14 protein-coding genes are annotated in these 12,757 nt (G+C 63.0%); 10 read left to right on the forward strand and 4 right to left on the reverse strand.

From position 1 onward, the window contains the following. The first annotated feature begins 150 nt into the window (after positions 1 to 150). Positions 151 to 444, forward strand: a complete 294-nt coding sequence (locus tag ACMZ91_RS07665; protein ID WP_049463357.1) for a hypothetical protein — start codon at positions 151 to 153, stop codon at positions 442 to 444. A gap of 16 nt (positions 445 to 460) precedes the next feature. Here the strand turns inward: ACMZ91_RS07665 and ACMZ91_RS07670 are convergent, their stop codons facing one another. Both ACMZ91_RS07670 and ACMZ91_RS07675 read right to left on the reverse strand, forming a co-directional pair. After that, positions 461 to 946, reverse strand: a complete 486-nt coding sequence (locus ACMZ91_RS07670) for a TspO/MBR family protein (RefSeq protein WP_049463358.1) — start codon at positions 944 to 946, stop codon at positions 461 to 463. Between the two features lie 71 nt (positions 947 to 1,017). Next, complete coding sequence (locus ACMZ91_RS07675; protein WP_414576498.1) at positions 1,018 to 3,213, reverse strand: AsmA family protein; 2,196 nt, start codon at positions 3,211 to 3,213, stop codon at positions 1,018 to 1,020. 132 nt (positions 3,214 to 3,345) lie between these two features. Here ACMZ91_RS07675 and ACMZ91_RS07680 point away from each other — a divergent pair, with 132 nt between their 5' ends. Next, positions 3,346 to 3,825 (forward strand): GNAT family N-acetyltransferase, encoded by a 480-nt coding sequence (locus ACMZ91_RS07680; protein ID WP_049463360.1) that lies wholly within the window; start codon positions 3,346 to 3,348, stop codon positions 3,823 to 3,825. A gap of 89 nt (positions 3,826 to 3,914) precedes the next feature. On the opposite strand, the gene ACMZ91_RS07685 is transcribed toward ACMZ91_RS07680, so the two are convergent. Then, positions 3,915 to 4,523 carry an FMN-dependent NADH-azoreductase gene (locus ACMZ91_RS07685; protein ID WP_134950580.1) on the reverse strand — a complete coding sequence of 203 codons (609 nt, stop codon included), beginning with the start codon at positions 4,521 to 4,523 and terminating at the stop codon, positions 3,915 to 3,917. 302 nt (positions 4,524 to 4,825) lie between these two features. Between ACMZ91_RS07685 and ACMZ91_RS07690 the strand changes: the two genes are divergently transcribed. From ACMZ91_RS07690 to ACMZ91_RS07700, 3 genes are all read left to right on the forward strand, one after another. Beyond that, positions 4,826 to 5,251 carry a DoxX family protein gene (locus ACMZ91_RS07690; protein ID WP_049463362.1) on the forward strand — a complete coding sequence of 142 codons (426 nt, stop codon included), beginning with the start codon at positions 4,826 to 4,828 and terminating at the stop codon, positions 5,249 to 5,251. A gap of 89 nt (positions 5,252 to 5,340) precedes the next feature. Next, entirely contained in the window at positions 5,341 to 6,234 is an 894-nt protein-coding gene (locus ACMZ91_RS07695; protein ID WP_049463363.1) for a LysR family transcriptional regulator, read from the forward strand. A gap of 165 nt (positions 6,235 to 6,399) precedes the next feature. Further along, entirely contained in the window at positions 6,400 to 7,272 is an 873-nt protein-coding gene (locus tag ACMZ91_RS07700; protein ID WP_049463364.1) for a pirin family protein, read from the forward strand. 40 nt (positions 7,273 to 7,312) lie between these two features. Here the strand turns inward: ACMZ91_RS07700 and ACMZ91_RS07705 are convergent, their stop codons facing one another. Then, complete coding sequence (locus tag ACMZ91_RS07705) at positions 7,313 to 8,161, reverse strand: helix-turn-helix domain-containing protein (protein WP_049463365.1); 849 nt, start codon at positions 8,159 to 8,161, stop codon at positions 7,313 to 7,315. An 89-nt stretch (positions 8,162 to 8,250) separates the two neighbouring features. On the opposite strand from ACMZ91_RS07705, the gene ACMZ91_RS07710 reads away from it, so the two are divergent. The 5 genes from ACMZ91_RS07710 to ACMZ91_RS07730 all read left to right on the forward strand — a co-directional run bounded on the left by ACMZ91_RS07710 (position 8,251) and on the right by ACMZ91_RS07730 (position 12,732). Then, on the forward strand, positions 8,251 to 8,712 hold the full coding sequence (locus ACMZ91_RS07710; protein WP_049463366.1) for a DUF6265 family protein: 462 nt from the start codon (positions 8,251 to 8,253) through the stop codon (positions 8,710 to 8,712). Between the two features lie 280 nt (positions 8,713 to 8,992). Continuing rightward, positions 8,993 to 9,847 carry a DUF8832 domain-containing protein gene (locus ACMZ91_RS07715; RefSeq protein ID WP_049463367.1) on the forward strand — a complete coding sequence of 285 codons (855 nt, stop codon included), beginning with the start codon at positions 8,993 to 8,995 and terminating at the stop codon, positions 9,845 to 9,847. Positions 9,848 to 10,124: 277 nt separating this feature from the next. After that, the gene (locus ACMZ91_RS07720; RefSeq protein ID WP_134950574.1) at positions 10,125 to 11,543 is read left to right on the forward strand and encodes a DHA2 family efflux MFS transporter permease subunit; all 1,419 of its coding nucleotides are present in this window, start codon (positions 10,125 to 10,127) and stop codon (positions 11,541 to 11,543) included. Between the two features lie 86 nt (positions 11,544 to 11,629). Then, positions 11,630 to 11,932: an ArsR/SmtB family transcription factor gene (locus tag ACMZ91_RS07725; protein ID WP_265350077.1), complete on the forward strand. Its 303-nt coding sequence runs from the start codon at positions 11,630 to 11,632 to the stop codon at positions 11,930 to 11,932. A gap of 353 nt (positions 11,933 to 12,285) precedes the next feature. Continuing rightward, the gene (locus ACMZ91_RS07730) at positions 12,286 to 12,732 is read left to right on the forward strand and encodes a DUF1579 family protein (protein WP_049463369.1); all 447 of its coding nucleotides are present in this window, start codon (positions 12,286 to 12,288) and stop codon (positions 12,730 to 12,732) included. Positions 12,733 to 12,757 lie beyond the last annotated feature (25 nt).

A 12,757-nucleotide genomic window follows, 5' to 3' on the forward strand; every position in this document is an offset into this window, starting at 1 on the left:
GCGTGTGAAGAACGTTTCATTCAAACCTGAATTCTTCATATGAACATTCCAGCAGCACTTGCATGTTTCGCGAAAGGTACATGTGCGCTGCACGCGCACTCGACACCGACTTGCCTAAGGTGAACGCACATTCCTGAGCGACCACGCCCCGTGAACCTGCAGAGCTTGCCTTCAACGCCATACCGCATGCTTGCCGACAGCTGCCAGTTTGAGCTGCTGGATGTGGATGCCCTGCAGGATCCGGCCAGCGGGCGCCTGCTCCACCTGTACTCGCTGGTTGCGCGGTGCATGAGCTGCGAAACGGTGTTCAAGGCCGAGGAGGGGCAGGGGCTGGTCAGCCACACCGCCGCGCGGGTGGTGCGATGCCCAACGGGCTGTGGCCAGCAGGCGTTCAAGCCGGCGTTGCTGCGTGCATGGCAGCCGCAGCGCGTCGCACAGGCCTGAGAGCACTGATACGGGGTCACAGCAACCCGGGATTGGTGCGCCACACCGCGAAGTTCAGCGCCGAGGCGAACGATATCCAGGCCAGGTAAGGCAGCAGCATCACCGCCGCACCGCGATGGAGGCGGGCGAATGCAACGATCGTTGCGCACACCAGCGCGATCAGTATCAGGATGTCGACGAAGGCCAGCGCGCCCAGCTTCCAGCCGAAGAACAGCCAGCTCCAGAGGGCATTGACGGCCAGCTGCACCAGATAGAGCACCAGGGCCGGTTGCGCGTTGCGCCAGCCGCGTTCGCGCCAGACCAGCCACGCCGCAATGGCCATCATGGCGTAGAGCAGGCTCCATACCGGGCCAAACACGCTGGCAGGCGGCGCCCAGGCGGGAAGGGCGAGAGTGGCGTAGAAGCTGGCGGCGGATGTCGATGCCCATGCGCCGACTGCGGCCGCCGCAAAGGTGATCACGCCCCATCCCAGAAGACCCAGAGCCTGTGAACGCCGCTTCATTCCGTACCGCTCCTTCCTGCGTTTATCCGTTCATACGAACGGAAGCGGCAAATGGATGCAGCCCGTGGCGATCAGTCGGAGGAACCCGCGGGGCTTCCACGTTCGGCAGCCGGCAACAGCGAAGGGCGCTGATCGAACCATTCACGCGCCTTGGCCAGATGCCACTGGCGCTGTTCGCCATCAAGCTCGATGCCCGCGCCCAACAGCCCCCAGCGCAGATAGAGATCGCCCCGCTTGCGCTGCTCCAGCAGATCCAGCCGCGCACGTACCGACAGGCGATCATTCTCGGCCTGCAGTCCGTCGATCAGCAGATGACCCGGGCGCCAGCGCAACGTGGCCTGTGCATCGACCTGGCCGGAATCCAGCAGGGACAGCGTCCAGCGCGGGTAGTCGGTGCGCTTGGCGAACACGGCCAGCAAGGGGCGTGCATCGCTCAGGGTCAGATCGGTGGTAGCGTCCACCTGGAACGGGGACTGCGCGTCGATGCGGCCCCGCTTGAACACAGCACGGCCTTTCCACGCGCTGCTGGAATCGGTGCCCGCCACCTGCACATTGCGCAGTTCCACGGTGGTGCCGGACAGATCGAAGTGGCGCTGGTTGAAGTCCCCGCGGCGAAGCGTCGCGTTCACGTCGACATCGCCGCCCATGTCCAGGCCCGCCACCTTGGCGCTGGCATTGCGACCCAGCAACCGCGCGGTGCCATGGCCGACGCGGCCATCGGTGTCGAGCGTGGCGTCGCCGCTGAGGCTGCCGGTGCCACGCAGCAGGCGCACCTGTTGGGAACCAAGGTAGCGGTTGTAGGCGGCCAGGTCCGGGATGGTCGCTTGGCTGAAGCGCAGCCGCGCACGAACGCCCTTGCGCAGTTCCTGCAGGCGGCCATCGCCGGTGAGGTCCACGGCCAGGTCGCGACCGTCGAACAGGCGTACATCCTTCGCATCGCTTGGGCGAGCGGTGAAGCGGGGCAGCCGGATCGCCAACTGTGCCTGAGTGGGGCTGCCGGCCTTCAGCTCGCCATGCGCACTGGCCGTGCCGGCCAGCCGCACGCCAGCTACCTCGGCCACGGCGGCAGCCGAAGGGATGTCCACGGTACTGCCTTCGATCAGTTCGCCATTGCGCAGGCGCAGATCTGCTTTCAGGGTGCCGCCGCCATCCAGCTGCAGCCACGGCTTGCGCACGAACAGGGCAGGGATCCAGTTGAGCGAGGTGAAGGTCCATTCGCCGCGCACGGTGCCGGAGCTGCGTTCCAGCAGCTGGGCAGGGTGCTGGAAGGGAATCTCGCGCCCGGTGATGTGCAGGTCGGCATCGATGCCGGCGGCCGAATCCGGGCGTGGCGGCAGGCGGGCCTGCAGGCGCAGGTCGTTGGCCACATTGAGCCGCAGGGCCAGCACACCGCGATTGGGCGCGCCATCGCCGAGGAAGAGCGGCACCTGCCAGAGCGCGCGGTCACCGGGTTGCAGTTGGCCGTCGATCAGGTGGACCGCTAGTTGCAGGCGTCCGGGCACGGGCGCGCTGGAGATCTTTGGCGTTGTGGCGTCCGTATCCATGCGCAGCCCCTGGCTGCGCGCTTCCAAATCAAGTTGCGCATGCAGCAGCTTCAACTTGGCCAGGCCGGGCGCCTGATCGCGATAGTGGCGCGGATAGCTGAAACGCGCAGTCAGATTCATGTCGCCCAGCAGCTGCACGCCGTCATAGCTGGTGTCTGCCTTGCTGAACGAGACCTCGGAATCGAACAGTTCCGATGGGCCGCCGCGCAGCTGCTTGAGGAACCCGACCGTGCCCTGGCCCTTGCCGATGATCAGCAGCTTGCCGAGCCGGGCGCTGCGGATGCTGTCGCTGTGGATGGCGTCGAAACGCAGGGTCCAACCCTGGTCGCCGCGCGGGGGCGACGGAATGGCATCCTCGACGCGATTGATTTCGGCCGACACGCCTGTGGCCTGCAATCGGGGAACCCGCACTTCGCGACGGAACAGGGGCAGCACGGCCAGCCGGGCGCTGGCGCGTTCGGCGTGCAGTACGTAGACGGTGTGGTTGACGTGGCCGCGCATATGCACGTTCCAGGCAATGACGTGGCCGGGCAGCAGCGTGATGGCCGGGCCGGTGGTCATCACGAACTTGTGCGGCTTGCGGTTGGTGACCTGATCGAACAGCGGGGTGTTGAGGAAGATGTTGCCGGCGAGCAGGTAGAGAACGTACACGCCCAGTAGAACGTAGCCAGCGACGCGCCATCGGTGGAACCGGTGTGGAGTGCGCGCGGAAGTAGGGGGCATGAACTGCTCTAAGGGCCGGAATTCACTCAACTATTGCCGAACCGATGGCGGTGGCGCGTGAAGCGGGTACGGGGCGCTTGCTGGATTCTGCTAGTGTCCGCCTGCCCACTACGCCGATCCGCGAGGAATCGCATGGAAATCCGAGCTGCCACCGCCGGTGACTTCGACGCCATGTGGGCGATCTTCAAGGCGGCCATTACGATGGAGGATTCGCTCCCGTTCGCCGTCACCTTCGAGGCCGGCACCTTCCGGAGCCATTGGTTCGGAGTGCAGGCGGCCTTTGTGGCCGTTCTGGAAGGGCGCGTGGTCGGAATGTACAAGATGGGCGCCAACTACCCGGACCTGGGGGCGCATGTGGCCAGCGCCACCTATGTGGTCGATCCTCGGGTACAAGGTCGCGGCATTGGCCGGGCGCTGGTGGAGCACAGTCTTGATCGAGCCAGATCGGAAGGCTTTCTGGCCATGCAGTTCAACTACGTGGTCAGTACCAATGCGCCAGCGATTGAGCTGTATCGGAAGCTGGGCTTCGCCGTGGTCGGTACGCTACCTGCGGCGTTCCGGCATCTGTCGCTGGGGTTGGTTGATGTATATGTGATGCACCGGTTCCTGTAGACAGCGATATCGCTGTCCATCGGCTTCGGTGCGTCGGGCGGAATGGCATTGAAATGCCGTGGCGATGTGTATCGCCGACGGCACAGCTATCAGGCGAAGACGCGCTCGATGTCCTGCTGGGCGTGCCGCAGTGCCTGTGCACGCGCATCGTCGCCCATTGCCAGACCTTCGGCCCGGATGAACTGCAGGTCGGTGACGCCGAGGAAGCCGAACAGGCTGGTCAGGTAGGTTTCGTGGTGGTCCATGGCCGCACCCGGCACATCACCGGCGTACATGCCGCCGCGGGTGGAGGCGATAAGCACCCGCTTGCCGCCCGCCAGGCCTTCCGGCCCCTGTGCGGTGTAACGGAAGGTTTTGTCGGCAATCGCAATGCGGTCGATCCAGGCCTTGAGCTGGCTGGGAATGCTGAAGTTGTACATCGGTGCTCCGATGACGACGACATCTGCCTGCAGGAAGGCATCCAGATCGTCGGCACCGAGCGCCACGTCCTGCTGCAGGGCATCCACTTCGATGGGGGCGCCCTGGGCAGCGGCAAGGTGGGGCGGAGCAAGGTGTTCGACCGGTGCCAGGGCGAGGTCGCGGTAGGTCACGTTCACGTCGCCATGCTGCTTGCGGGCAGCTTCGATGAGCTGGGCGGTGAGCTGGCGGCTGACCGACTGCTGGCCCAGGATGCTGGAATCAATGTGCAGGAGCTTCATGGCGGTTCTCGTAGTGAAGGGTAGGACGGGCCCGGCGAACGCACTGCCATGGGCCACGGCTGCACTCTATTTCGGGGCATTGGGCCCCACTAGCCGATTGCAGCGGATTTCATTCGTCCACGGATGGGAGCAATCCCGCTGTGGGTGGATTCGTCCATGAATGGACGGGTGAATTCCCCCTGGGGCGGCTAGTGGGCGGTGGAAGGGGCGCCTAGAGTGCGTCCCGCTGGCAATGATGATGTCGTCGTTCCTGCCGCTGCCACCGTCCCTCTTGTTTCAACACGCCTCCCGGAAATGCAGACATGTCCACTTATTCCACAACCACCTTTGGTGCCTCGTCCTCCACCCGCCTGCAGGGCGCAGTCGAACTGCTCGGCCGCCTCCTGCTGGTCGCACTGTTCCTGCTGTCGGGATTCGGCAAGCTGAGCGCCTACGAGGCCACGGCGGGGTACATGGCCTCGGTTGGTGTTCCCGCGCTGCTGCTGCCGCTGGTGATCCTGGCGGAGATCGGTGGCGCGCTGGCGATCATTGCCGGCTGGCAGACCCGGATCGTCGCCGTTCTGCTGGCGGGCTTCACCCTGGCTACCGCCTTCCTGTTCCACAACAACGTCGCTGACCAGACGCAGATGATCATGTTCCTCAAGAATGTATCCATTGCGGGTGCATTCCTGATGCTGGCCGCCAACGGCGCAGGCCGGTTCAGCCTGGATGCGCGCAAGGCCCGATGAGGGAAGGGCGCTGCGCCGAGCGCGGCGACACCATTTGCAACACAATGCAGGGGCCTCCGTACCGGGGGTCGTCTGCATGGAGACCGCGGGTGATCGATCTCAATGATGTGGCCCTGTTCGTACAGGTGGCCAAGGCCGGCAGCTTCGCTGAGGCCGCCCGCCGGATCGGCATGCCCTCCAATACCGCCAGCCGGCGCATCCAGCAGCTGGAGGCGCAGCTGGGTGTCCGGCTGCTGCATCGTTCCACCCGCAAGTTGACCCTGACCGATGCAGGTGAGGGCCTGTACGCGCGCAGCGTGGAGCAGATCGAGGCGCTGGCGGACGCTACCCTGGAGCTTTCCGAGGGTAGTGAAGTGCCGGTGGGCAAGGTGCGCGTTGCCGCGCCGGTGGACTTCTTCAACTGGTTCCAGCTGGAGTGGGTGCAGTCATTCCTGCAGGCCCATCCGCGGGTGCGCCTGGAGTTCGTGCTCAATGATGCGCGCGCCGACCTGGTCGCTGACGGCATCGATGTTGCGATTCGTGCAGGTGCAGTCACCGGGCCAACACTGATCGCGCGCCGGGTGGGCAACAACCGTGCCGTGCTGGTGGCCAGCCCGGCCTACCTGGAGGCACGGGGAGCGCCCAGCGCACTGGAGGACCTGTCCACGCACGACTGCATCGCCGTGCCCTCGGGCTCAGGGCGCACGCAGTGGCGCTTGATGGGGCCGGATGGACCCGCCGAGGTCGAAGTGCGCGGGCGATTCAGCGCCAACTCGGCCTTTGCCTTGACCAAGGCCTGCGTGGCCGGCATGGGCATCGCGCTGCTGACCGAGGCGATGGTGGCGCAACCGCTGCGGGAAGGGACGCTGGTCCAGGTGCTGCCCGACTACCGTATTGATGGCCTGGAGCTGTTCGTGGTCTACCAGAGCCGGCGGCAGTTGCCACGCGCCGCCAGCGCGTTTGTCGACTTCGCCACGACCCATCTGATGCAGGGCAACTGGTAAGCACCTGAGCGGGAGGCGCTGCCGCTTCCACGCGTGGCAGCTATTGCTCCAACGATGGAGGAATGAAATCCGAACTGGCGGGCTACTGCCATGAGTGCTCAGTGCCTACCTTGAGCGTAGGACGTCGTCGCGACGTTCGAAACCTGCTTCCAAGGAGACCACGCCATGCTCGCCGTCCACCCTTCCGAATCCACCGCGATCTCTCCGGTCGCCTCCGTGCGCCGCATCGTGCATCGCACCCGCGGCCGCAGCCACGGGCCCATCACCCGGCTGGTGAGCCCTTCCGATCTGGGCGAACGTCTCAAGCCCTTCGTCTTCCTCGATCTCATCGACGCCCGCGATCTTTCGCGCGCCGAAGCCCCTGCGCTTGGCCTGCATCCGCACTCGGGCATCGCCACGCTCACCTGGCTGCTGGAAGGGGCCGTCGACTATGAAGACGACCAGGGGCGTCAGGGCAGTATCGAGGCCGGCTGGATCGAGTGGATGCAGGCCGGCAGTGGCGCATGGCACGGCGGCGGATTCGGTGATTCTGATCGCTTGCGCGGTTTCCAGCTGTGGCTTGCGCTGCCGCCCGCACTGGAGTTGGGCGCGCCCTTCAGCCGCTACTTCTCTCCTGGCGAGATCCGCAGCGCAGGCCCGGTGACCGTATTGCTGGGAGCGTACGGCACGGCCCGCAGCCCCATCGATGCCCCGGCACCGATCAACTACTTTTCGGTGAAACTGCGGGCGGGAGAATCGTGGCGGTTCCAACCGCCGCCGGGACATGACGTGGCCTGGACCGCGGTGAGCGTGGGCTCGCTGCGTGTACCCGAAGCGATCGGTGCAGGTGAACTGGTGGTCTTCGAGGAAGGCGGCCAGGAGGTCGCGTTCTTCGCCCGCGAGGACACCGAGTTCGTGTTCGGTACCGCAGCACGGCATCCGTATCCGCTGGCAACAGGCTACTACTCGGTCCATACCAGCCCGCAGGCACTGGAGGCAGGTGAAGCGCGTATCCGGGAGCTGGGGGAGCAGATCCGGGTGGCGGGAAGCGCTGGCTGATGGAGTCGGCTCTGGAGCAGGGCAGGAGGGTGGGGTCCGGCTATCGTGCGTGGCCGCTACTGCTTCCGCGCACGAAGGCGGCAGCCAGCCGCAGTGCATCGTCGCTGCCGCGATCACCGCGCAGCGCGTGGACCAGCCGAGCGGGCGTGACGCCGGTCCATCGCACCAGGTCATGCGTGGCATGGGCCTGGTCACTGTAGCCGTGGCGCGCAGCGGCGGAGGCGATGCTGGTGGCTTCTCCATCCAACGTGTGCAACAGAGCCTGCAGCTTGCATACTCGGGCATATTCTTTCGGGGTCATGCCCACGGCCGCCAGAAAACGCGACTGCAAGCCACGCAGGGACATGCCAAGCCGCCGCGCCAGTTCGGCGATGCGCAGGTCGCCTTCCGCTGCATCCAGCTCCGCAACGGCCTGTTCGATGCGCTCGTCCAGGGTGAAACTGGCACAGCATTCCCGCAGCACCTGCCATAACGGCTCGGGCGTACTGCTTGCCGCGCTTGCGCGTGCGGCCGCACTGAAGGTCTCAGCAAAGGAGGCATCCAGCGTGTACAGGTCCGGTGCCTGGTCGCGAAGACCGGGCAGGCGGGCACCGGCGATCAAGGCGCTTGCGGCCGGCTGCAGCCGCACGCCGATGCAGAACACCGGGCCGACGGCCCGCAGGCGGATCGGGCCGCATTGCTGTGCGGCGAAACAGAACGGCAGATCGGAACGGATCCGGCCATCTGCCCCGTGCAGATGCAGCGGCACGCCAAGTTCCGCCAGCAACTCGCACCGGCCATCGGGATAGATGACCTGCACCTCATGGCCTGGGGCTTCGTCCCGCAGCCACCAGAGGCACTGGACATGACGGCGCAGGTCGTCGGGGGCAGGGTGCTCGCGGTAGTCCATGCCGCATCGGACGTCATCCTGCGCATTTTTACAAGCGTCCCCGGGGCTGGGGCGCTAGCCTGCGTCCAACCGATCCAGGAGGTCAGGGTATGTTGAAGTCGACGTTGGTGGTGCTGGGCGCAGGGCTGGCGTTGGGAAGCAGTGCAGTCACCGCTGCTCCGGCCAGGTTCGACTGGCTGGCCGGGCATTGGTGTGGCGGTACCGAGGAGCGCAGGCTTGATGAGGTCTGGCTGCCCGAGGCAGGCGGCGCGTTGCTTGGTATGTCGCGCACGTTGAGCTGCGGCGATATGGAGGCATTCGAGTACATGCGTCTGGTGCCTGCAGGCAAAGCGGCTGGCCTGCATGTGCAGCCAAATGGCGTGGCGGCAACCACGTTCGTCATTGCCGAGCACGGCGCGAACTGGGTGGTGCTCGAGAATCTGCAGAATGACTTCCCGAAGCGCATCGAGTACCGGCGTGATGGAGCGTCATTGCAAGCGAGCATTTCGGGACCGGGAGATGATGGGAAGATCCTGCGTATTCCGTTTGACTATCGACTCTGCAGCTCATGACGTCGCGACGAATACTCCTACTGCCGCGGTAGCAGGGGAGGCGGGAACTGGACGTCGCCTGAGACCCGCATTCTCCGAACATGAATCCAAGCAGATGGAAAAGAAAGGCTTCCATGGATCGTATTGACATTGCCACGCTGTCAGCGCTGAAAGTATTTGATGTGCCAATTAGCCAGGCAATCAACGTTCACACATCTGATCTGGCGAGGCCGGCCGAGGCCGGATGCCACGGTCAGTCGTTGGCACGCAGCTGGTCAATTTTCTATGGAGAAAGATCCCCATGTTCATCAAAAATCTTCTTGCATTCGGCATGGCCGCCATCGGTACGGCCGCGCTGCCATCCGCGGCGTCCGAGAGAGCGCTGAGAGGGCACTTCGCACTTCCGGGATCAACCGAGAAGGTGACTGCCGAAATTTCCATTGAAAAAACGGGCCCTCTTTCCCGCGAGTTACTTATCACATTCTCCGAAAAGACCACGGGTAAGCGCATAACGAAGTTCGAAGAGGAGTTGACGCAGGATCTGCATGTTCTGGCAACCGACAGCAACTTCTCCAGCTTCCTGCACGAGCATCCGGGCAAACCGGAGCCGGATGGTCGCTTCCGGGTGGCGATGAACTTCCCGAAGCCGGGCCTTTACCATGTTTTTGCTGACGCGGTTCCTGCTGGGCTTGGACAGCAGGTGGTTCGCTTCGACGTTTCAGTGGATGCAGCAACCGGCGCCTCTGGAACCGAGCCTCCCCTGTCATCCAGTGAAGGAGCCGACGGCCCCTATACAGTGCAACTGGATCAGAAGGGGTTGCAAGCGGGCAAGGAGAGCATGCTGAAACTAACGGTTCTCAAGGACGGAGAACCTGCCCAGGACCTGGGCCTGTACCTTGGCGTCCCGGCTCACGCGGTGTTCGTCGGAACTCATGACCTTGCTTACGTCCACGCCCACGCAATGTCGATCAATACACCCGAGGGCGCGCACGGTTCCCACAGAGCAGGGCATGTTCAAGCTGGCCCTATCCCAGCACAGATGATGCTCCACGCGAATCCTCCTAGACCGGGCCAATATGCGCTTTGGATCCAGTTCATGGGTAGCGGTGAGATCCGAACGGTTCCGTTGGTCGTCAATGTTGCTGAGAGTTCCTGACACGAGCCGGGGTCTTGCTGAAGCAACGCTTTGACAGGCCCTCTGTCGCGGCAGGTTTGAGCGTGGCCGGATTGCCTAGATGCACGTTGCTGGAAGCTACGGGCCCAGTTGGCCAGTCACCCAAGCGAACGCTTGCCCTGACCTGTCGGCAGGGGGGGGCATCAACATTGATGCGCATACCTGCGCGCATGATTCCCACTGTTGACTCTGTCAACGTTGTAAGTCTGACACTCACCATCAATCGCAATTGGCGAGCACTTGATACTTGGAAGTCTCAATGCAGAAGAACATACCTGACCCGAAAAGATGGGCCGCTCTAGCTCTTCTTTGTACTGCCCAATTTATCGTTATTCTTGATACATCCATCATCGGCGTGGCCCTACCCGCAATGCAGGCTGAACTGGGCTTCAGCGCCAGTGGGCTTAGCTGGATCTTCAATGCCTATGTCATCGCATTTGGCGGTCTGCTGCTCCTGGGCGGGCGACTGGGTGACCTCTTCGGTGCGCGGAGGATATTTGCGAGCGGCTTCTTCATACTTACCGCCGCATCCCTGGTAGCGGGGCTGGCACAAAGTCAGGAGATGCTGCTTGCCGGCCGCGCCTTGCAGGGCGTTGGCGCTTCACTCATCGCGCCGTCCGCATTGATGATCCTCATGCGTCTTTTTGGACACAATGGTGCCGAACTTGGCAAGGCATTCGGCTTCTGGGGTGCCGCTGCTGCTGCCGGCGGATCTGCGGGTGTGTTTCTAGGTGGCGTCATCACCGAATGGCTGACTTGGCCCTGGACCTTCCTGATCAATGTACCGCTCGGCCTGTTGGTGCTCGCCTTGATACCGGCTGTGCTCCGCAAGTCTCCGCGCAACGCCGGCGCAGTTGATTGGTTTGGGGCGATCAGTGTGACGACTGCGCTTGTCAGTCTTGTCTTTGCCATCGTTACCATTGAAACGGCTGGATTCTATTCTCCGCAGGTTCTGGCAATGCTGGGTGTATCACTCGTTCTGTTCGCCGTCTTCTTGGTCGCGCAGTTCGTGAGGCGCGAGCCGCTTCTTCCCATGAGCATCTTCAAAGCACGAAACCTGGCGGCGGGCAACCTTGTAATGGCGCTTCTTGGCGCCGCTTGGATTCCACTTTGGTTCTTCCTGAACCTCTACCTCCAGCAGATCCTTGGTCTCTCTGCGCTAGCCAGTGGCTTGGCACTTCTGCCGATGACCGGCACGATCATGATCGTGATGGTTGGCCTTTCCGGTAGGCTTATTGGGCGGTTTGGCGTGAAAGCAAACCTTGTGATCGGATTGGTGCTTATGGGTGGAGCGCTCCTGATGTTTGCGAATCTGCCGCCGGATGGTTCATTCGTGACGCACGTTCTTCCTGCTTCTCTCCTCGCCGCGTTCGGGATGGCCTTGGCGTATATTCCGACGACAATGGCAGGCATGGCTGGCGCCAAACCCGAGGAAACCGGCCTGGCTTCGGGCCTGATCAATACAACCTACCAGATTGGCTCTGCCATAGGTCTCGCTACTATGGTTGCGCTTTCTACATGGGGCTCCAGCTCTGTTGCAGGCCAAAGTGCGGAAGGTACGCTGACGGGTTTCCAGGCTGCGTTCTTGGGTGCGGCAATTGCTGCCGGCCTGGCCGCTCTGGCTGCAGTGGTGCTCGTTGGATCCAACGGTTCGAAGAGGGATGTGCCAGTGGGCTAGATGGGCTGAGGTCAGCGGATGCGGTGCGTCCGCTGACTCAACCATGATGAAATCGGGAGGGCTTCAATCAAGCGTGGATCCAATGGATCCACGCAGGGAAGGAGCGCGTGCCTGAAGTAGCCGAGCTGCTGCGCTTCATGGCCACACCTTCGCGCCTATCGCTGCTATGCCAGCTCGCCCAAGGTGAACTGACGGTGGGCGGACTCGAGGAAGCGACCGGCATTCGGCAACCGGCACTCTCACAGCAGCTGGCCGAACTCCGTCAACGAAAGCTGGTAGCGACCCGACGGGAATCACGGTCGATCATCTACCGCATGGCAGACCGACGCGTTGCAGCTTTGCTGGGTGCGATGCATCGGATCTTCTGCGCGGACGATGCATCGACTTAAAGTGACCTAAGGCATCCGAAATGAGGGCAGGCTAGCTTCACTGACCCTGGGCACTTAGACCATTGGCGTAGTCTGTCTCAAAGTCATGGGCCGCTACGGGCTCAAGGTCAGCCGTGGATTAGGGATGTTTATCAGGGGTAGGGCAGATGACCGGTTCTGGCCGAAAGGGGCCGGTGATGTTGGTGTGCGTCGGGGCGTACGCTCTGAATCAGCGATTGGAGCTGCTGCTGCGGGGAAGTGTCCTTAGCTCGGGTCGGCGACAAGTGTGTTTCCCAGTCCGGGAACAAAAAAAGTGCCGGAATGTCGAGGTTTACCGCTCTGGTTCGTCGAATTGACACTCACAGGAGAACTTCATGGTTCAGCATAGCTTCCCTTCCGACCATCACCGCAGCCTCGATGTCCTCAACGGGGCATGGCAGACCACAATCATTGCGCTCGAGCCCGATGGTAGCGCAGGGGGCATGTCGCATGCGACTGACATCTATTCATGGCTGCCGAACGGGCAGTTCCTGATGCATGAGGTGGACGCCATGATGGGATCGCAGCGCGTTCAGTCGATCGAAATAATCGGGATCAACCGTACCACCGGCGAGTTCTTTAGCCGAAGTTACGACCCAGACGGCAGCACGAATGATTTCGTATCCAGGATCGACGAGCGCAACTACACGATTAAAGGGAAAAGCCAGCGTTTCGTTGGATGCTTCAGCGATGATGGATCACAGTTGACTGGCGAATGGACACAACTGGATGGTGATCACTGGAGTCCCTTTGTCAGGATCGTTCTCGAGAAGAAGCTGTGAGAACAATAGGGAAGCCGCTTCGCCG

The sequence above is a fragment of the Stenotrophomonas sp. FR024 genome, from assembly GCF_047500745.2.
Classification (GTDB): domain Bacteria; phylum Pseudomonadota; class Gammaproteobacteria; order Xanthomonadales; family Xanthomonadaceae; genus Stenotrophomonas; species Stenotrophomonas maltophilia_A.